General features: G+C 73.8%; 17 protein-coding genes. 9 read left to right on the top strand and 8 right to left on the bottom strand.

The window, feature by feature from the left end:
* The first annotated feature begins 19 nt into the window (after window positions 1-19).
* Genes egtA through egtD form a run of 4 tightly spaced genes read left to right on the top strand, consistent with a single transcriptional unit; the run spans window position 20 to window position 4,321 of the window.
* Window positions 20-1,279 (top strand): ergothioneine biosynthesis glutamate--cysteine ligase EgtA, encoded by a 1,260-nt coding sequence (gene egtA, locus ACGFZF_RS16110; RefSeq protein ID WP_393554467.1) that lies wholly within the window; start codon window positions 20-22, stop codon window positions 1,277-1,279.
* Window positions 1,276-2,592 (top strand): ergothioneine biosynthesis protein EgtB, encoded by a 1,317-nt coding sequence (gene egtB / locus ACGFZF_RS16115; protein WP_393554469.1) that lies wholly within the window; start codon window positions 1,276-1,278, stop codon window positions 2,590-2,592. Before egtA ends, egtB begins: the two co-directional genes overlap by 4 nt.
* The gene (egtC, locus tag ACGFZF_RS16120; protein WP_393554471.1) at window positions 2,592-3,359 is read left to right on the top strand and encodes an ergothioneine biosynthesis protein EgtC; all 768 of its coding nucleotides are present in this window, start codon (window positions 2,592-2,594) and stop codon (window positions 3,357-3,359) included. The genes egtB and egtC overlap by 1 nt, the downstream gene beginning before the upstream one ends.
* Window positions 3,356-4,321, top strand: a complete 966-nt coding sequence (gene egtD, locus ACGFZF_RS16125; protein ID WP_393554473.1) for an L-histidine N(alpha)-methyltransferase — start codon at window positions 3,356-3,358, stop codon at window positions 4,319-4,321. The genes egtC and egtD overlap by 4 nt, the downstream gene beginning before the upstream one ends.
* On the opposite strand, the gene ACGFZF_RS16130 is transcribed toward egtD, so the two are convergent.
* The 3 genes from ACGFZF_RS16130 to ACGFZF_RS16140 all read right to left on the bottom strand — a co-directional run bounded on the left by ACGFZF_RS16130 (window position 4,216) and on the right by ACGFZF_RS16140 (window position 7,356).
* Window positions 4,216-5,109, bottom strand: a complete 894-nt coding sequence (locus ACGFZF_RS16130; protein ID WP_393554475.1) for a lysophospholipid acyltransferase family protein — start codon at window positions 5,107-5,109, stop codon at window positions 4,216-4,218. The two genes, egtD and ACGFZF_RS16130, sit on opposite strands and share 106 nt — an antisense overlap.
* Window positions 5,106-5,969, bottom strand: a complete 864-nt coding sequence (locus tag ACGFZF_RS16135; protein ID WP_393554476.1) for a GNAT family N-acetyltransferase — start codon at window positions 5,967-5,969, stop codon at window positions 5,106-5,108. The genes ACGFZF_RS16130 and ACGFZF_RS16135 overlap by 4 nt, the downstream gene beginning before the upstream one ends.
* Window positions 5,970-6,105: 136 nt before the next feature.
* Window positions 6,106-7,356: an extracellular solute-binding protein gene (locus tag ACGFZF_RS16140; protein WP_393554922.1), complete on the bottom strand. Its 1,251-nt coding sequence runs from the start codon at window positions 7,354-7,356 to the stop codon at window positions 6,106-6,108.
* A gap of 252 nt (window positions 7,357-7,608) precedes the next feature.
* On the opposite strand from ACGFZF_RS16140, the gene ACGFZF_RS16145 reads away from it, so the two are divergent.
* Window positions 7,609-7,824: a dodecin gene (locus tag ACGFZF_RS16145; RefSeq protein WP_147980108.1), complete on the top strand. Its 216-nt coding sequence runs from the start codon at window positions 7,609-7,611 to the stop codon at window positions 7,822-7,824.
* A 122-nt stretch (window positions 7,825-7,946) separates the two neighbouring features.
* On the opposite strand, the gene ACGFZF_RS16150 is transcribed toward ACGFZF_RS16145, so the two are convergent.
* A complete protein-coding gene (locus ACGFZF_RS16150) occupies window positions 7,947-8,435 on the bottom strand; it encodes a hypothetical protein (protein WP_393554479.1) in 489 nt (162 codons plus the stop codon).
* Window positions 8,436-8,736: 301 nt separating this feature from the next.
* On the opposite strand from ACGFZF_RS16150, the gene ACGFZF_RS16155 reads away from it, so the two are divergent.
* Window positions 8,737-9,768: an LLM class flavin-dependent oxidoreductase gene (locus tag ACGFZF_RS16155; RefSeq protein WP_393554481.1), complete on the top strand. Its 1,032-nt coding sequence runs from the start codon at window positions 8,737-8,739 to the stop codon at window positions 9,766-9,768.
* Between the two features lie 9 nt (window positions 9,769-9,777).
* The gene (locus tag ACGFZF_RS16160) at window positions 9,778-12,201 is read left to right on the top strand and encodes an ATP-binding cassette domain-containing protein (protein WP_393554483.1); all 2,424 of its coding nucleotides are present in this window, start codon (window positions 9,778-9,780) and stop codon (window positions 12,199-12,201) included.
* On the opposite strand, the gene ACGFZF_RS16165 is transcribed toward ACGFZF_RS16160, so the two are convergent.
* Complete coding sequence (locus tag ACGFZF_RS16165) at window positions 12,155-12,712, bottom strand: YceI family protein (protein WP_393554485.1); 558 nt, start codon at window positions 12,710-12,712, stop codon at window positions 12,155-12,157. The two genes, ACGFZF_RS16160 and ACGFZF_RS16165, sit on opposite strands and share 47 nt — an antisense overlap.
* Before the next feature lie 100 nt (window positions 12,713-12,812).
* On the opposite strand from ACGFZF_RS16165, the gene ACGFZF_RS16170 reads away from it, so the two are divergent.
* Entirely contained in the window at window positions 12,813-13,667 is an 855-nt protein-coding gene (locus ACGFZF_RS16170; protein ID WP_393554487.1) for a helix-turn-helix domain-containing protein, read from the top strand.
* A gap of 60 nt (window positions 13,668-13,727) precedes the next feature.
* Here the strand turns inward: ACGFZF_RS16170 and ACGFZF_RS16175 are convergent, their stop codons facing one another.
* The 3 genes from ACGFZF_RS16175 to ACGFZF_RS16185 are packed head-to-tail and all read right to left on the bottom strand — an operon-like array spanning window position 13,728 to window position 17,156.
* Window positions 13,728-14,477: a succinate dehydrogenase/fumarate reductase iron-sulfur subunit gene (locus tag ACGFZF_RS16175; RefSeq protein WP_393554489.1), complete on the bottom strand. Its 750-nt coding sequence runs from the start codon at window positions 14,475-14,477 to the stop codon at window positions 13,728-13,730.
* Window positions 14,474-16,417, bottom strand: coding sequence for a fumarate reductase/succinate dehydrogenase flavoprotein subunit (locus ACGFZF_RS16180; RefSeq protein WP_393554491.1), 1,944 nt, complete (start codon window positions 16,415-16,417; stop codon window positions 14,474-14,476). The genes ACGFZF_RS16175 and ACGFZF_RS16180 overlap by 4 nt, the downstream gene beginning before the upstream one ends.
* 1 nt (window position 16,418) lies before the next feature.
* Window positions 16,419-17,156, bottom strand: coding sequence for a succinate dehydrogenase (locus ACGFZF_RS16185; protein WP_393554493.1), 738 nt, complete (start codon window positions 17,154-17,156; stop codon window positions 16,419-16,421).
* Window positions 17,157-17,228: 72 nt separating this feature from the next.
* Between ACGFZF_RS16185 and ACGFZF_RS16190 the strand changes: the two genes are divergently transcribed.
* Window positions 17,229-18,128, top strand: coding sequence for a LysR family transcriptional regulator (locus ACGFZF_RS16190; RefSeq protein WP_393554495.1), 900 nt, complete (start codon window positions 17,229-17,231; stop codon window positions 18,126-18,128).
* Window positions 18,129-18,163 lie beyond the last annotated feature (35 nt).

Raw genomic sequence — 18,163 nt, forward strand, 5'->3', positions numbered from 1 at the left:
CCGAACAGGAGGTTCCGACATGTCGCCCAGCGGCATACCGCACAGCGGCCCCCCTCTCACCGAGAGCGAGGCGGAGGAGCTGCTGCGATGTATCTGCTTCAAGACGGGCCCGCCCCGCACCGTCGGGGTCGAGCTGGAATGGTTCGTCCACGAGCTGCGTGATCCGCGGCTTCCCGTCCCCCCGCCGCGCCTGGCCGCGGCCATCGACGGCGTCCGGGCCCTGCCGCTGGCCTCGGCGCTCACCTTCGAGCCCGGCGGGCAGCTGGAGCTCAGCTCCCCGCCCGCCGCCTCCCTCATGGAGTGCCTCGACACCCTCTCGGCCGATCTGCGCGCGGTGCGCGGCGCGCTCGGCCCGCTCGGTCTCTCCCTCAACGGCTACGGGGTCGACCCGTGGCACGCGCCCCGCGAGCGGATGCTGCACGAGCCCCGCTACGACGCGATGGAGCGGCTCTTCGACCGCACCGGGCCCGCGGGCCGGGCCATGATGTGCGACTCGGCCTCGGTGCAGATCTGCCTGGACGCGGGCCACGAGGAGCCGGGGCCGCTCGGGTACCACCGGCGCTGGCAGCTCGCCCATCTGCTGGGCGCGGTACTGGTCGCGGCGTTCGCCACGTCCCCCGTCCACGGCGGCCGGCCGACCGGCTGGCGCTCGACCCGGCAGGCGCTGTGGACGGACCTCGATCCGGTGCGGGCGCTCGCACCGGGCCCGGACGGCGATCCGCGCGCCGCCTGGGCCGCGCACGTGCTCGACACCCCGGTGATGTGCGTACGGTCCGACGACGGGCCGTGGCAGGCGCCCGAGGGGCTGACGTTCCGGGAGTGGCTCCGCACGGGCCGGCCCCGTCCGCCCGTCGAGGACGACCTGCACTACCACATGACGACACTCTTCCCGCCCGTACGGCCGCGGGGCCATCTGGAGCTGCGGATGGTCGACGCGCAGCCGGGTGCCGACGGCTGGATCGTACCGGTGGCCGTGACCACCGCCCTCTTCGAGGACCCGCAGGCCACGGAGAGCGTCTACCGGGCCGTCAAACCGCTGGCCGAGTACGCCGGTACGCGTCCGGCCCCACGCAATCCGCTGTGGCTCGCCGCGGCCCGGGACGGGCTGAAGGATCCCGAACTGCACGCCGCGGCGCTGGTGGCCTTCCCCGCCGCGCTGGAGGCCCTGCCCCGGATCGGGGCGAGCACCGCCGTGCAGGACGCGGTGGCCGCCTTCCACGAGCGGTACGTGATCCCGGGCAGCTGCCCGGCCGACGAACTCCAGGAGGTGCGGTCATGACCGTGACCGACGACCCGACCGCACTGCGGCAGCGGGCGCTGGACGCGCTCACCACCGCGCGCGAGCGCACCGCGCTGCTCACCTCCTGCGTGGAGGACGACGAACTCGTCGCCCAGCACTCTCCGCTGATGTCGCCCCTGGTGTGGGACCTGGCGCACATCGGCAACCAGGAGGAGCAGTGGTTGTGGCGGGCGGTCGCCGGCCGCGACGCGCTGCGGCCCGAGATCGACTCCCTCTACGACGCGTTCGAGCATCCGCGGGCCAGCCGGCCGACGCTGCCGCTGCTCCCGCCCGCCGAAGCCCGCGCGTACGCCTCCGACGTGCGCGGCCGGGTGCTGGACGTGCTGGCCGGCACCGCGCTGGCCGGGGCGCCGCTGGTCGAGGCGGGGTTCGCCTTCGGGATGATCGCCCAGCACGAACAGCAGCACGACGAGACCATGCTGATCACCCATCAGCTGCGCACGGGGCCGGCGGCGCTGACCGCCCCGCCGCCGCCGAAGACCGACACCGGTCCGCTGCCCTCCGAAGTCCTGGTGCCCGGCGGACCGTTCACCATGGGAACCTCCGACGAGCCGTGGGCGCTGGACAACGAACGGCCCGCCCACACCCGGGTCGTCCCGTCGTTCTTCGTCGACACCGCGCCCGTCACCAACGGCGCCTACATGGCCTTCGTCGCGGACGGCGGCTACACCGACGAGCGCTGGTGGCAGGCGGAGGGCTGGGCGCAGATCCGGCAGCACGGCATCGGCGCGCCGCTGTTCTGGCGGCGCTCGGGCGGGCAGTGGCTGCGGCGCCGGTTCGGCGTGACGGAGCCGGTGCCCGAGGACGAACCGGTGGTGCACGTCAGCTGGTACGAGGCGGACGCCTACGCCCGCTGGGCGGGGCGCCGGCTCCCGACGGAGGCCGAGTGGGAGAAGGCGGCCCGCCACGACCCGGCGACCGGACGGTCCCGGCGCTATCCGTGGGGCGACGCCGACCCCACCCCCGCCCACGCCAACCTGGGCCAGCGGCACCTGCGGCCGGCGCCGGCCGGCGGCTATCCCGAGGGCGCCTCGCCGCTCGGCGTCCGCCAGCTGATCGGGGACGTGTGGGAGTGGACGTCCAGCGACTTCCTCCCCTACCCGGGCTTCACCGCGTTCCCGTACAAGGAGTACTCGGAGGTCTTCTTCGGGCCCGCGCACAAGGTGCTGCGGGGCGGCTCGTTCGCCGTGGACCAGGTGGCCTGCCGGGGCACGTTCCGCAACTGGGACCTGCCGGTGCGCCGTCAGATCTTCTCCGGCTTCCGGACCGCGCGCGACGCGGAGCTCGCCTGATGTGCCGGCATCTCGCCTACGTCGGCGAACCGGTGGCCCTCGGCGAGCTGCTGGTACGGCCCGAGCACTCCCTGCACCGGCAGGCGTGGGAGCCGCGGCTGCAGACCAGTGGCGTCGTGAACGCGGACGGCTTCGGGGTGGGCTGGTACGTGCCGGGCGACCCGGTACCGGCCCGCTACCGCCGGGCCGTACCGCTCTGGTCCGACCTCTCCTTCGGCGACCTCGCGCGGGTCCTGCGCCCCGCGGCGCTGCTGGCCGCCGTCCGGGGAGCCACCCTGCCCGGCGCCGACGGAGAGGCGGCGGCGGCCCCGTTCGCCGCCGGCCCGTGGCTGTTCAGTCACAACGGCGCGGTCGGCGGCTGGCCCGACGCCCTCGCCGGCCTGGCGGCGGCCCTGCCGGCCGCGGAGCTGCTCCGGATGGAGGCGCGGACCGACTCGGCCCTCCTCTGGGCGCTGGCACTGCACCGGCTGCGTGCCGGGGACGGCGCCGGCAGGGCACTCGCCGACACCGTGCGCGAGGCCGCCGGCGCCTCCCCGGGCGCGACGCTGAACCTGCTGCTCACGGACGGCTCGGAGATCACCGCGACCGCCTGGGGCAACTCCCTGTGGTACCTGACGGGTCCCGACCGGAACGGCGCGCCGCGCACGGTCGTGGCATCCGAGCCGTACGACGACGATCCGCTCTGGCGCGAGGTGCCGGACCGCACGCTGCTGTCCGCCACCCGCGCCGATGTCACCCTCACCCCGCTCAAGGAGCCCTCCCCGTGAGCCCGTTCCAGCTGACCCGCACCCTGCCCGAGGACGCCACCGAGGCCGATCTGCGCGCCGACGTGCAAGGCGGTCTGACCCGCGTGCCCAAGGAGCTGCCGCCGAAGTGGTTCTACGACGCCCGCGGCAGTGAGCTCTTCGAGGAGATCACCCGGCTCCCCGAGTACTACCCGACCCGCGCCGAGCGGGAGATCCTGGTCGACCGGGCGTCCGACATCGCGGCGGCCACCGGGGCCCGCACCCTGGTGGAGCTGGGGTCCGGATCCTCCGAGAAGACCCGTTTCCTGATCGACGCGCTGCTGCCGGACCTGGCGAGCTACGTGCCGGTGGACGTCAGCCGGTCGGCGCTGACCGGGGCGGCCGAGGCGCTGCTGGCCGAGCGGCCGGGGCTGGACATCCACGCCCTGGTCGCCGACTTCACCCGGGGGCTCGAACTGCCCGACACCCCCGGGCCGCGCCTGGTCGCCTTCCTGGGCGGCACGATCGGGAACCTGCTGCCCGACGAGCGCGCGGTCTTCCTGCGCTCGGTGCGGACGATGCTCAGCCCCGGGGACGCGCTGCTGCTCGGCACGGACCTGGTGAAGGACGAGGCGACGCTGGTCGCCGCGTACGACGACGCGGCCGGTGTCACGGCCGCGTTCAACAAGAACGTGCTGGCGGTCATCGCGCGCGAGCTGGACGCGGACGTACGGCCGGAGGACTTCGACCACGTGGCGCTGTGGGACCGGGACCGGGAGTGGATCGAGATGCGGTTGCGGGCGCGGCACGCGCTCACCGTGAAGATCCCGGAGCTGGACCTCATCGTGCCGTTCGAGAAGGGCGAGGAGGTACGGACGGAGGTGTCGGCGAAGTTCCGTCAGGCCGGGGTGCGCAGGGAGCTCTCGGACGCGGGGCTGGAGCTGGCCCGCTGGTGGACGGACCGGAAGGAGCGGTTCGCGCTGTCGCTGGCGATCGCGCGCTGAGCCGCCGCGGCCAGGGCGCGGCGGTCCGGGTACCGGCCGCCGGGGAGCGGATCGAGGATCCGTACCTCGGCGGTCAGTCCGCCGGCCGCCGCGATCCGCCAGAGGGACGCGACCAGTGGGTCGTCCCCCACGAACGCGGCCGGTCCGGCGGGGCCGTAGGCGAGGCGGACCGGCTGGACGCCGACGCCGGTGTCGAGCGCGGCCTGGAAGGCGGCGGGCCGGAAGGCTCCCCCCGCCCGTCCGCACCAGGTGGAGCCCTCGGGAAAGACGATCACGCGGCCACCGCCGGCGAGCACGGCGCCGATCGCGCCGACGGTGCCGGGTAGGGCGCGCAACCGGTCGCGGTCGATGAACAGCGTGCCCCCGCGGGCCGCGAGCCGTCCCAGCACCGGCCAGGACCGGACCTCGGTCTTGGCGAGCATCCGGCCGGGCAGCACCGCGGCGACGAGCGGGATGTCCAGCCACGAGACGTGGTTGGCGACGACGAGCATCGGGCCCGCGGCGGGAACCCCGGTGACCCGGAGGCGGACGCCGAAGGCGCGTACGACGGCCCGGCACCACCGGCGGGTCGCCGCCCGGCGGGCGGCGGCCGGCAGGAGCGCGACGAGGGGTGCGAGCAGGAGGCCGGCGACCACGGCGGCCAGGCCGGCGGCCAGCCGGGCGACGGCCCGGGCGGGGCCCACGGTCATGGCGGCGGGCCCGGGGTGAGCGGCGCACCGGCCCGGGGTGCAGGGTGCCGCGGGCAGCCACGGCGAGACGGCCGCGCCGGGGCCGGTGACGGCGGTCACCGGGCGGGCGCGAGGGAGAGGAAGTGGCGCAGGTAGCGGGGGTTCGTGTCGCGCAGGGACAGCAGGACGTACAGATCGGCGACCCCGAAGTCCACGTCGTGGGCGGGGGCGCCGCAGACCTTGGCGCCGAGGCGGAGGTAGCCGCGCAGGAGCGGGGGGAGTTCGACGCGGCCCTCGGGCCGGGTGACCCCCTCGGGGGTCCAGAGCCGGTGCGGCGTGACCCAGTACTCCTCGGGCGCGAGATGCCCGGTCCGGACGGTGTCCCAGGTCGCGGCGGCCAGCGCGCCGCCGTCGGCGAGCGGTATCGAGCAGCAGCCGGCCAGCCAGTTGTGGCCGGTGCGGGTCATGTAGCGGGCGAGCCCGGCCCAGATCAGGGCGATGACGGCGCCGTTGCGGTGGGCGGGATGGACGCACGAGCGGCCGACCTCGACGAGGTCGTCGCGCAGGGGCGCGAGCCGGGTCAGGTCGAACTCGCTCTCGGAGTAGAGCCGTCCGGCGATCCGGGCACGCTCGGGCGGCAGTACCCGGTACGTGCCGACGATCTCTCCGGTCTCCTCCTCGCGGACCAGCAGATGGTCGCAGTAGGCGTCGAAGGCGTCGGCGTCCAGACCGGGTTCGGGGCCGTCGAGGCGGGCCCCCATCTCGCCCGCGAAGACCTGGTGCCGCAGGCGCTGCGCGGCGCGGACGTCCTCCTGGTCGCGGGCGAGGGTGACGACGTAGCGCGGCGGGGCGCCGTCGTCGCCGGACGTGGACCGGGGGCGGGCCGCGGACGCGGCCTCGGGGAGGGCCGGGGACACGGCCTCCCGGGCGGTGGGGTGGGGGGCGGCGGGGACGGCGACTGCGGACGACGGTGCGGGCATGTCGGGCTCCTCCGGCGGGCGGAAGGGGACGGTGAGGGCCGGGCCGCGCGGCGGCGGACCGGCTCCTCGTTTCTTCCGTCACCGGCTGGATTCGACGTGACCGTTCGGAGGCAGGCGGGTGTGGAGGCGCTGAATGCTATTCGGCGAGCGCCGAACTGATCTTCTTCGAGGCCGCCTTGGCCGCGGCCTTGGGGTCCTCGCCCTGCAGGACGGCCGTCATGTAGGGCTTGATCGGGTTGTCGGCCTCGACGTCGGCCCACTGCGGGGAGTTGGGCGTGGCCCGGCCGCGTGCCGCGCCGACGGCCATCACGGAGGTGGCCTCCCGGCCCTGGACGACCGAGGCGAGACCGGACTTGTTGGGCACGTAGTTCATCGCGCGGGCGAGTTCGGTCTGCCACTTGTCCCCGGCCAGGGCCTTGACGACGTCCAGGGCGGCGCCGCGCTGGGGCGCGTTCTCCGGGATGATCAGGTCCGAGCCGCCGGTGAAGACGGCGCAGGGCTTGCCGGCCTGCTTGCCCGGTATGGGGAAGAAGCCGAGCTTCTCCTCGAGTTCGGGGTTCACCTTGGTGATGGCGGCCACGGCGCTGGGCGTGGCGATGATCTGGGCGACGTCGCCCCGGGCGAAGACCTCGGCCTGCGGCGGGGTCTGCTCGTCGGCGTCCTTGGGACCCGAGCCGAGGGCCTGCAGCTCCTTGTAGACCTCCATGCCGCGCAGCGCGGCCGGGCTGTCCAGGGTGCCGGACCAGGCGCCGCCCTGGTCGACGGCGAGTTCACCGCCCTCGTCCCAGATGAAGCCCGCGAGGGTGTACCAGTCCTGGCCGGCGAGGTAGATGCCCTGCGAGCCGCTGTCGTTGATCTTCTCCGTGTCGGCGAGCCACTTCGCCCGCGTCGTCGGCGGCTTGGCGATGCCGGCCTGTCTGAAGAGGTCCTTGTTGTAGATCACGATGCGGTTCGCCGCGTACCAGGGGATGCCGTACTGGGCGCCGTCGATGCGGCCGGGTTCGGCGAGGCCGGGGAGCCACTGCTCGCCGCCGAGGTCGCGGGCCGACTCCAGGGTGAGGTCGTAGAGGCTGTCGGTCTCCGCGTACTGGGCGACCTGGGTGTTGCCCACCTCGATGACGTCGGGTCCGCCCTCCCCCTTGATCGCCCCGGTGACCTTCTTGCCGATGCCCGTCCAGTCCTGGATGGTGAACTGCAGTTTCACGCCCGCGTGCTGGGACTCGTACGCGGTGGTGAACCGCTGGAGGAAGTCCTCGCTGACGCTGTCGCGCATCAGCCAGATGCTGACGGTCCGGGTCTGGTCGCCGTCGCCGGGCAGGAGCCCGCAGGCGGAGAGCGCGAGGGCGGTCACTGCGGCCAGGGGACAGACGAGATGGCGGTTCTTCACGTAGGTCACCTTCTGCGTTCCATGAATGGAGTGCGGCATGGGGAGCTGACCCGACGTGGGGGGACCGAACGGGTTGTTCGCGCGGGTATGTGGCCTGGATTCTGGTCTGGACCAACCGGGTGGTCAAGTCCTGGACGGTCCCGGCGACGGCCGCCCGCGCCCGCCCCGCGCTCCCCCGGCGCCCGACGTGTCGCGGTCCGGGGCGTGGTGGGGCACCGTGGAATGACCCCCACCGAGAGGAGTTCGGCCCCCATGTCGAACCACACCTACCGCGTCACCGAGATCGTCGGCACCTCCCCGGAGGGAGTCGACCAGGCCATTCGCAATGGCATCGAGCGGGCCGCGCAGACCCTGCGGTCCCTCGACTGGTTCGAGGTGACGCAGGTCCGCGGCCACATCGTGGACGGCGCGATCGAGCACTACCAGGTCGGCCTGAAGGTCGGATTCCGCCTGGAGGAGGGCGAGTAGGCCCGGCGTCACGTACGGGCCGCTCGCCCGCGCCGTCGGGCCGGCGGTGCCCCGTCGCGGGCGCCCGCGACGCGCGGCGGGCGGCGGGCGGCGGGCGGTGCCGGACGGTGCCGGGCCCGGTCTCAGGTGCGGCCCTCGCCCTCCTGGGCCTGCTTCAGTTCCTCGGACGGCGCCGCCCAGCGGGCCCGGACGACTTCGAATCCGGCTGCCTCGGCCGCGTCGCACACCAGCTCGTCGTCGTCGACGAGCATCCGCACCTCGCGGTCGCGGCCGAGACGGCGCAGGACCTCCAGCTTGGTGAGGCGCGCCGGGCGGAAGTCGCGGTTGCCGCGCATGTGGATACGGCCCCCCGGCAGACCCTGCGCGGCCAGCCAGGCGACGGTGTCCCGGCGGCAGCGTTCCGGTCGGCCCGTCAGGTAGACCACCTCGCATTCCTGCGCCGCCTCCAGGCACAGGGCGACGCCCTCGGCGAGCGGCGGGTCCTCGGGAGCCGCGGCGAAGAACGCGGCCCAGTCGCGGGGCCGCGCCTCCAGGTGGTGCTGACGGTGGGCGGTCCCCGCGAGGGTGTTGTCGAGGTCGAACACGGCCACGGGCCTGCTGCTTCGGGTCACCCGCCCAGCGTAGGGGGTGTCTTGTCGATCAGGCCGGGTCAGTGAGCGGTGTCCTGGGGCTTCGGATCCAAGGCGGAGGAGAGAGGCATGGCGGAGCCATGCCGACCGACGACAACGCCGGAGACGGAGTCGCGGGACACCGGGAGCCCGGCAAGATCGGCAAGACACCCCCTCGGGGGGTGTCTTGTCGATCAGGCCGGGTCAGTGAGCGGTGTCCTGGGGCTTCGGATCCAGGCCGGGTCAGCACGGCGGTGCCTCCCGGTACCGGGAATCGTCCTCGCGCCGATGCGTTGAACCCTGTGTGACCCCTTCTCTCGACGGCATCCGGTTCTCCGTCCTCGACCGCTCCCGCACCCGCGAGGGCGAGGACGGCTCCGAGGCGTTGCGCGCGACCGTGCGCCTCGCGCAGGAGGTGGAGGCGCTGGGGTACCACCGGTTCTGGGTCTCGGAGCACCACGGTGTGCCGGGGGTGGCGGGATCCGCGCCGACCGTGCTGGCCGCGGCCGTGGCGGCGGCGACGTCGGCCATCCGCGTCGGCACCGGCGGGGTGATGCTCCCCAACCACCGGCCGCTGCTCGTCGCGGAGGCGTTCGGTGTCCTGGAGGCGTTGTTCCCGGGGCGGATCGACATGGGGCTCGGCCGCTCGGTCGGCTTCACGGACGGTGTCCGGCGGGCGCTGGGCCGGGACAAGGACGACGCCGGGCGGTTCGCCGAGCAGCTGACCGAACTGCTCGGCTGGTTCACCGGCACGCAGACGGCCCACCCCGGGGTCCACGCCCGGCCGGCGGAGGGCCTGCGGGTGCCGCCGTACGTGCTGGCGACGGGCGAGGGCGCCACGACGGCCGCGGAGGCGGGTCTGCCGCTCGTGATCGGTGATCTGCGCGGGCGCGAGCGGATGCTGGCCGCCGTCGACGCCTACCGCGCCGCTTTTCGGCCCTCGGCCTGGGCGGAGGAGCCGTACGTCGTCGTGTCGGGCACGGTCGCGGTCGCCGGGACCGAGGAGGAGGCCCGCCGCCTGCTGGTCCCCGAGGCCTGGTCCGCGGCCTGGTCCCGGACTCGGGGCGACTTCCCGCCGCTGTCGCCCGTCGAGCGGATCGCGGAGTCGGCGATGACGGAGAAGCAGCGCGGCCTGTTCGAGGCGGGGCTGACGGGGCACGTGTACGGCACGGAGGCGCAGGTCGGCGCCGAGCTGGAGCGGGTGGTGAAGGAGAGCGGCGCCCAGGAGGTGCTGGTGACGACGAGCACCCACGACCGGGCGGCGCTGCTCGACTCGTACCGCCGACTCGCCCGCGTCGCGGGCCTGACCAGCGCGAACGACGGGACGTCGACCTAGAATCGGGGGATGTCCGCGCACTCCCCCGACTCCTTCGTCCGTGTCCGCGGCGCCCGCGAGAACAACCTCCTCGGCGTCGACGTCGACATCCCGCGCGACGCGATCGCCGTCTTCACCGGGGTGTCCGGCTCGGGCAAGTCCTCGCTCGCCTTCGGCACGATCTACGCGGAGGCGCAGCGCCGGTACTTCGAGTCGGTGGCCCCGTACGCCCGGCGGCTGATCCACCAGGTCGGCGCGCCGAAGGTGGGGGAGATCACCGGGCTGCCGCCCGCCGTCTCCCTGGAACAGCGCCGGTCGTCGCCGAACGCCCGGTCGTCGGTGGGGACGGTCACCACCCTCTCCAACTCCCTGCGGATGCTGTTCTCGCGCGCGGGCCGCTACCCGGAGGGAGCCGAGCGGCTCGACTCGGACGCGTTCTCGCCGAACACGGCGGTCGGGGCCTGCCCCGAGTGCCACGGTCTCGGCCGCGTGCACGGCACCAGTGAGGAGCTCCTCGTTCCCGACCCGGGGCTGTCGATCCGGGAGGGCGCGATCGCCGCGTGGCCGGGTGCGTGGCAGGGCAAGAACCTGCGCGACGTGCTGGACGCGCTCGGCCACGACATCGACCGGCCCTGGCGCGAGCTCGACGCGCGGGACCGCGAGTGGATCCTGTTCACGGACGAGCAGCCGGTGGTCACCGTCCATCCGGTCCGCGAGGCGGGGCGGATCCAGCGCCCGTACCAGGGCACGTACACGAGCGCCCGCCGCTACGTGATGCACACGTTCTCCGACTCCAGGAGCGCCACGCTCCGGGCGAAGGCGGAGCGGTTCCTGACCGCCTCGCCCTGTCCGGTGTGCGGGGGCAGCCGGCTGCGTCCCGAGGCGCTCGCGGTGACCTTCGCGGGCCGGACGATCGCCGATCTGGCGGCGCTGCCGCTGACCGCGCTCGCGCAGGCGCTCCAGGCCGCGGTCCACGGCGACGGCGACGGCACGGCCGGTGGTGCGGGTGAGACGGCCCGGGTGCTCACCGCGGACCTGGTCGCGCGCATCGCCACGGTCACCGAGCTGGGCCTCGGCTACCTCAGCCTGGACCGCACGACCCCGTCCCTGTCCAACGGCGAGCTGCAACGGCTGCGGCTGGCCACGCAGTTGCGCTCGGGGCTCTTCGGCGTGGTGTACGTGCTCGACGAGCCGTCCGCGGGCCTGCATCCGGCCGACACCGAGGCCCTCCTGGTGGTCCTGGACCGGCTCAAGGCGGCGGGCAACTCGGTGTTCGTGGTGGAGCACCACCTCGACGTCATCCGGCACGCCGACTGGCTCGTCGACGTCGGCCCGCGGGCGGGCGTGCACGGGGGCCGGGTGCTGCACAGCGGGCCGCCGCAGGGGCTGGCGGCCGTCGGGGAGTCCGCGACGCGGCGCTTCCTCTTCGGTCCGCTCCCCGTGCCCGGGCGCGAGGTGCGGACCCCCGCCGGCCGGCTGCGCACGGGTCCGGTCACGCGGCACAACCTCCGGGGTCTGGAAGCGGAGTTCCCGCTCGGGGTGCTGACGGCCGTGACCGGCGTCTCGGGCTCGGGGAAGTCGACGCTGGTGGGCGCGCTGAGCGAGGAACTTCCGGGAGTGGAAAGGCTGGTGACGGTCGACCAGAGGCCGATCGGCCGGACGCCCCGGTCCAATCTGGCCACGTACACGGGGCTGTTCGACGTGGTCCGCCGGCTGTTCGCCGCCACCGACGAGGCCCGCGAGCGCGGCTACAAGGTGGGGCGCTTCTCCTTCAACGTCCCGGGCGGGCGGTGCGAGACGTGCCAGGGCGAGGGCTTCGTCTCGGTGGAGCTGCTCTTCCTGCCCAGCACGTACGCCCCGTGCCCGGACTGCCGCGGTGCCCGCTACAACCCCGAGACGCTGCGGGTCCGGCTGCGCGGGCTGACCATCGCGGAGGTGCTGGACCTGACCGTGGAGGCGGCCGCCGCGTTCTTCGCGGACACCCCGGCGGCGGTGCGCAGCCTGGGCACGCTGCTCGACGTCGGCCTCGGCTATCTGCGGCTCGGCCAGCCGGCCACGGAGCTGTCGGGCGGCGAGGCGCAGCGCATCAAGCTCGCCTCCGAGCTCCAGCGCCTGCGCCGCGGCCACACCCTCTACGTGCTGGACGAGCCGACGACCGGCCTGCATCCGGCCGATGTCGAGGTCCTGATGGGACGGCTCCACGACCTGGTCGACGCGGGTCACTCGGTGGTCGTCGTGGAGCACGACATGGATGTGGTGGCCACCGCGGACTGGGTGATCGACCTCGGGCCGGGCGGCGGCGACGAGGGCGGGCGGATCGTGGCGGCCGGGCCGCCGGCCGAGGTGGCCCGGGCGGCGGCGAGCCGGACCGCGCCCTATCTCGCGGCCCGGCTCGGCGGCCGACCGGTCAGGACGAGGCCGGCTCGACGAACTGGACCTCCAGGTTCACCTTGATCACGTCCCCGAGGAAGCCGGGAGCGAAGTCGAGGCCGAAGTCGCTGCGCCGGAACTCGCCGGTGGCGTCGAAGCCCGCGTGCCGGCTGCCGTCCGCCGGCACGTCCACGAGACCGCCGAACTCGACGTCGAAGGTGACCGGACGGGTGACGTCGCCGATGGTGAGGTCTCCCGCCATGGTCCAGTCCTCGCCCGCGCCGTCGATGCGGGTCGAGCGGAAGGTCATCGTGGGCCGCTTGTCGACGTCGAGCAGGTCCGCACTGCGCACGTGCGCGTCCCGGTCCGCGTTGCCGGTGTCGAGCGAGGCGAGCGCGACGGTCGCGGTGATCGAGGAGTCGTCGAGGGCGGTGCCGACGACCAGCTCGGCCTGGAGGTCGTTGAAGCGCCCGCGCACCTTGGAGATCCCGAGGTGGCGGATCGCGAATCCGACGCTGGAGTGCAGCGGGTCGACGGCCCAGCGGCCGGGGGTGAGCGGAAGCGTGGTGGTGGTGTTCTGCGATTCGGTGGTCATGGCTCCACGCTGCGGCCTCGGGACGGCGTGAGGAAGGCCCGGCGGAGGCTGGTAGTGACAGGGCCACCCTCGGGGCGCCGGGTCCTCCTACGATCGGTGGATGAGCGACAACGAACTCGGTGCCTTCCTGCGCGCCCGCCGCGAGGCGCTGACGCCCGCGGACGCGGGGCTGCCGGCGGGGCCGCGGCGCCGGACGCCGGGGCTGCGACGGACGGAGCTGGCGATGCTCGCCGGGATCAGCGTCGAGTACCTGGCGAGGCTGGAGCAGGGCCGGGACCGCAACCCCTCGTCGCAGGTGCTGGGCGCCCTCAGCGACGCGCTGCAGCTGCCGCTGGACGCCCGGTTGCACCTGCGCCGGCTGCTGAAGTCGCAGGACCACCAGCACATGTGCGCGGCGGCGCCGACGCCGGCCCGGACGGTGCGGCCGACCGTGCGGGCCCTGCTCGACCGGCTCGGGCCGACCCCGGCCGTGGTGACCAACGCGATCGGCGAGGTCGCCGCGTACAGCGAGGGGTACGCGCTGCTCGCCGGCCCGCTGGGGATGCTCGACGGCGACCCGCCGAGCCTGCTCCGGTACGTCTTCACCGATCCGCGGGCGCGTGCGGCGTACCCGGACTGGGACCGGATCGCCGACCAGCAGGTCGCCGCCCTGTACCTGCCCGTCACGCGGTCGGACCCGTACGTCGCCGAGCTGGCGCGGGAACTGACGATCACCGCCGGGGCCGTGTTCTCCGAGCGGTTCGCCGCCACCGGGCTGATGCGGGCGCGTTCGGGCCGGGAGCGGCTGGTGCACCCGGAGGTCGGCGAGCTGCGGCTGTCGTACGAGGTCCTCGACCTGCCGGAGACCGACGGGCAGAGCATGACGGTGCAGCTGCCCGCCGACGAGGCGACCTCCGCCGCCCTGGACCGGCTGGTCGGCCGCCGACCGGGCACCCTGCGCGCGGTCGGCGGCTGAGCGGGTGCCGCCGGGGCCTCCCGGCCGCACCCGCCCGCCCCGCGCCCCGCCCGGTCGGCCCTACCCGCGCGCGGCCTTGCGCCGGGCCCGGAGCCACTCCTTGTTCATCGCGGCGATCGAGGGCAGCGGGATCCCCTTCGGGCACGCGGTCGCACACTCGCCGGTCAGCGTGCAGCCGCCGAAGCCCTCCGCGTCCATCTGGCCGACCATGTCGAGGACCCGGGTCTCGCGCTCCGGGGCGCCCTGGGGCAGCACGTTCAGGTGGTTGACCTTGGCCGAGGTGAAGAGCATCGCCGAGCCGTTGGGGCAGGCGGCCACGCAGGCGCCGCAGCCGATGCACTCCGCGTGCTCGAAGGCGAGGTCCGCGTCGGCCTTCGGCACCGGCGTCGCGTGCGCCTCGGGGGCCGCGCCGGTGGGCACGCTGACGTAACCGCCGGCCTGGATGATCCGGTCGAAGGCCGAGCGGTCGACGACGAGGTCCTTGACGACGGGGAAGGCCGAGGCGCGCCAGGGTTCGACGTCGATCGTGTCGCCGTCCCGGAAGGACCGCATGTGCAGCTGGCAGGTCGTGGTCCGCTCGGGGCCGTGGGCCTCGCCGTCGATGACGAGGCTGCACGCGCCGCAGATGCCCTCGCGGCAGTCGTGGTCGAAGGCGACGGGGTCGTCGCCGCGGAGGATGAGGTCCTCGTTGAGGGTGTCGAGCATCTCCAGGAACGACATGTCGGCGGAGATGCCGTCCACCTCGTAGGTGGACATGGCGCCGTCGGCGTCGGCGTTCTTCTGGCGCCAGACGCGCAGGGTGAGCTTCATGCGTAGCTCCGCTGGGTGGGGTGGACGTACTCGAAGACGAGGTCTTCCTTGTGCAGGACGGGGGCGTCGCCGCCGTTGAACTCCCAGGCCGCCGCGTACGAGAAGTCCTCGTCCCGGCGGGCGGCCTCGCCGTCCGCGGTCTGGGACTCCTCGCGGAAGTGGCCGCCGCAGGACTCGGCGCGGTGCAGGGCGTCGAGGCACATGAGCTCGGCGAGTTCGAGGTAGTCGACGATCCTGTTGGCCTTCTCCAGGGACTGGTTGAACTCCTCGCCCGTGCCCGGGACCTTGATCCGGCGCCAGAACTCGGCGCGGATCTGCGGGATGCGCTCCAGGGCCTTGCGCAGGCCGGCTCCGGTGCGCGCCATGCCGCAGTACTCCCACATCAGCTCGCCCAGTTCGCGGTGGAAGGAGTCGGGGGTGCGGTCGCCGTCGACGGCGAGGAGCAGGTGGAGCCGGTCCTCGGTCTCGGCCAGGACCTCGCGGACCAGCGGGTGCCCGTCGTCGAGCGGCTCGCTGGAGGGGTGGCGCGCGAGGTAGTCGTTGATCGTGGACGGCAGGACGAAGTAGCCGTCGGCGAGGCCCTGCATCAGGGCGGAGGCGCCGAGCCGGTTGGCGCCGTGGTCGGAGAAGTTGGCCTCGCCGACGGCGAAGAGCCCGGGGACGGTGGTCTGGAGGTCGTAGTCGACCCACAGCCCGCCCATCGTGTAGTGCACGGCGGGGTAGATCCGCATGGGCGTCTCGTACGGGTTCTCGGCGGTGATCCGCTCGTACATGTCGAAGAGGTTGCCGTACTTCTCCTCGACGGCCTTGCGGCCCATCCGGGCGATGGCGTCGGCGAAGTCGAGGTAGACGCCCTGCCCGCCGGGGCCGACGCCGCGGCCCTCGTCGCAGACGTTCTTGGCGGCGCGGGAGGCGATGTCGCGCGGGACGAGGTTGCCGAAGGAGGGGTAGATGCGCTCCAGGTAGTAGTCGCGCTCCTCTTCCGGGATCTCGCCCGCGGGCCGGTGGTCGCCCCGCTCCTTGGGGACCCAGATGCGGCCGTCGTTGCGCAGGGACTCGCTCATCAGCGTGAGCTTGGACTGGTGGTCCCCGGTGCGCGGGATGCAGGTGGGGTGGATCTGGGTGAAGCAGGGGTTGGCGAAGTGGGCGCCGCGCCGGTGGGCCCGCCACACCGCGGTGGCGTTGGAGTTCATGGCGTTCGTCGACAGGTAGAAGACGTTTCCGTAGCCGCCGGAGGCGAGCACCACCGCGTCGGCGTAGTGCGTGGAGATCGTGCCGGTGACCAGGTCGCGGGCGACGATGCCCCGGGCCCGCCCGTCGACGACGATCAGGTCGAGCATCTCGGTGCGGGCGTGGAGTTCGACGTTGCCCGCGGCGATCTGGCGGGACAGCGCCTGGTAGGCGCCGAGGAGGAGCTGCTGCCCCGTCTGGCCGCGGGCGTAGAAGGTGCGGGAGACCTGGACGCCGCCGAAGGAGCGGGTGTCGAGGAGTCCGCCGTACTCGCGGGCGAAGGGCACGCCCTGGGCGACGCACTGGTCGATGATCTCGACGGAGATCTGGGCGAGGCGGTGGACGTTGGACTCGCGGGCGCGGAAGTCGCCGCCCTTGACGGTGTCGTAGAACAGGCGGTGCACCGAGTCGCCGTCGTTGCGGTAGTTCTTGGCGGCGTTGATGCCGCCCTGCGCGGCGATGGAGTGGGCCCGGCGCGGGGAGTCCTGGTAGCAGAACTGGACGACGTGGTAGCCCTGTTCGGCCAGGGTGGCGCCGGCCGAGCCGCCGGCGAGTCCGGTGCCCACGACGATGACGGTGTGCCTGCGCCGGTTGGCGGGGTTGACCAGCTTGGCCTGGAACCGGCGGGTGTCCCAGCGCTCGGCGATGGGCCCGGCGGGTGCCTTGTGGTCGACGGCGGGCTCCCCCACCGTGTAGTCGAGGTAGCTCATGTCAGCTCACCACTCCGGTCATGACGGCGACGGGGACGGAGACGAAACCCGCGGTCAGGGCGAGCGCGAGCCCGTTCGCGAGGATCTTGAGGACGCGCTCGCGGCGGGCGTCGCCGACGCCGAGGGTCTGGGCGGCGCTCCAGAAGCCGTGCCGGACGTGCAGGCCGACGGCGATCATGGCGACGATGTAGACGAGGTTGCCGTACCAGGTGGAGAAGGTGTCCACGACGTTCTGGTACGGGTGGCCCTCCTGGAATCCGCCGGGGTGCGCGGTCCCGGTGGTCAGGTCCAGGATGTGCCAGACGATGAACAGGGCGACGATCACCCCGCCCCAGCGCATGGTGCGGGTCGCGTAGGTGGAGCGCCTCCGCCGGTGGACGTAGGCGGTGGGGCGGGCCTTGATGTCGCGCCTGCTCAGCTGGAAGGCGGAGACGGCGTGGGCCACGACGGCGGCGACGAGCACGATCCGGACGAGCCAGAGCGCCCAGGAGTGGTGCAGGACGGGCGCGCCCATGGTGCGCAGCCAGTGGCCGTAGGCGTTGAACTCCTCGGGGCCGAAGAAGACCTTGAGGTTGCCCATGACGTGGGCGACCAGGTAGCCGAGCATGAGGAGGCCGCTGACGGCCATGACCGTCTTCTTGCCGATCGTGGACGCCCAGAAGCCGCGTGATCGCTTCGGGGACGGCGGTCGGCCGGTGCCCCGGTCCGCCGGGGCCGTCGTCTTCGTTGCCAGAGCCATGCCGTCGACGCTAGGGCCGGAGTGCCCGAGAGGTCCAAGACATGGTCCGGCTCATCTCGATAGGCTGAGCCTATGCAGTTCCAGCAGCTCCTGTACTTCGTCGCGGTGGCCGAGGCCCGCCACTTCACCCGCGCCGCGGAGCGGGTCCATGTCTCCCAGCCCTCCCTGTCGCAGCAGATCCGGGCCCTGGAGCAGGAGTTGGGCGCGGAGCTGTTCAGCCGCGCGCGGGGCAACATCACCCTCACGGACGCCGGTGAGGCACTGCTCCCGCTGGCCCGCCGGATCCTCGCGGACACGGACACCGCGCGGCACGAGGTGCAGGAGCTGGTGCAGCTGAAGCGCGGGCGGGTGCGGCTCGGAGCGACCCCGAGCCTGTGCACGGGCCTGCTGCCGGACGTGCTGCGCGCCTTCCACGACCTGCATCCGGGGATCCGGCTGCTCATCGAGGAGGGCGGCTCGCACGACCTCGTACGGGAGCTCGCGCGCGGCGCCCTCGATCTGGCGCTGGTGGTCCTGCCGCTGCCGACCCCGTCGCCGGCGCTCACGACGGTGGAGCTGCTGACCGAGGATCTCGTGGTGGTCTCGTCGGCCGCCGCGCCCGCGCCGCGTCGGCCGGTCCGGATCGCGGACCTGCGCGAGCATCCCCTGGTGATGTTCCGGCACGGCTACGACCTGCGGGAGCTCACCGTCGCTGCGTGCCGCGCGGAGGGTTTCGAGCCGTCGTTCACGGTGGAGGGCGGGGAGATGGACGCCGTCCTGGGCTTCGTCAGGGCGGGGCTGGGGCTGGCGGTGGTGCCGGCCATGGTGGCGGCCCGGACGGGACGTGACCTGCGGGTCACGGCGCTGGCCCGTCCCGGGCTCCGGCGGACGATCGCGCTCGCGCACCGCAGCGACGTGGCCCCGCCCCGGGCGGCCCGCGAGCTGCAGCGGCTGCTGCTGCGCTCCGGGCGCGGCCCGGGGCGCGGGGCCTGAACCGGCGCGCCGAGGGTCGTGGCCCCGCGCCCCCT

Origin of the sequence: Streptomyces sp. NPDC048338, assembly GCF_043201055.1 — a bacterium.
In the GTDB taxonomy this organism is placed as follows: Bacteria; Actinomycetota; Actinomycetes; order Streptomycetales; family Streptomycetaceae; genus Streptomyces.

What these genes read in the sequence shown, in the direction of transcription:
- egtA (WP_393554467.1), top strand. Translation starts at nt 20, where the DNA reads ATGTCGCCCAGCGGCATACCGCACAGCGGCCCCCCTCTCACCGAGAGC.
- egtB (WP_393554469.1), top strand. Translation starts at nt 1,276, where the DNA reads ATGACCGTGACCGACGACCCGACCGCACTGCGGCAGCGGGCGCTGGAC.
- egtC (WP_393554471.1), top strand. Translation starts at nt 2,592, where the DNA reads ATGTGCCGGCATCTCGCCTACGTCGGCGAACCGGTGGCCCTCGGCGAG.
- ACGFZF_RS16135 (WP_393554476.1), bottom strand. Translation starts at nt 5,969, where the DNA reads ATGCCCGCACCGTCGTCCGCAGTCGCCGTCCCCGCCGCCCCCCACCCC.
- ACGFZF_RS16145 (WP_147980108.1), top strand. Translation starts at nt 7,609, where the DNA reads ATGTCGAACCACACCTACCGCGTCACCGAGATCGTCGGCACCTCCCCG.
- ACGFZF_RS16160 (WP_393554483.1), top strand. Translation starts at nt 9,778, where the DNA reads ATGTCCGCGCACTCCCCCGACTCCTTCGTCCGTGTCCGCGGCGCCCGC.
- ACGFZF_RS16165 (WP_393554485.1), bottom strand. Translation starts at nt 12,712, where the DNA reads ATGACCACCGAATCGCAGAACACCACCACCACGCTTCCGCTCACCCCC.
- ACGFZF_RS16170 (WP_393554487.1), top strand. Translation starts at nt 12,813, where the DNA reads ATGAGCGACAACGAACTCGGTGCCTTCCTGCGCGCCCGCCGCGAGGCG.
- ACGFZF_RS16175 (WP_393554489.1), bottom strand. Translation starts at nt 14,477, where the DNA reads ATGAAGCTCACCCTGCGCGTCTGGCGCCAGAAGAACGCCGACGCCGAC.
- ACGFZF_RS16180 (WP_393554491.1), bottom strand. Translation starts at nt 16,417, where the DNA reads ATGAGCTACCTCGACTACACGGTGGGGGAGCCCGCCGTCGACCACAAG.
- ACGFZF_RS16185 (WP_393554493.1), bottom strand. Translation starts at nt 17,156, where the DNA reads ATGGCTCTGGCAACGAAGACGACGGCCCCGGCGGACCGGGGCACCGGC.
- ACGFZF_RS16190 (WP_393554495.1), top strand. Translation starts at nt 17,229, where the DNA reads ATGCAGTTCCAGCAGCTCCTGTACTTCGTCGCGGTGGCCGAGGCCCGC.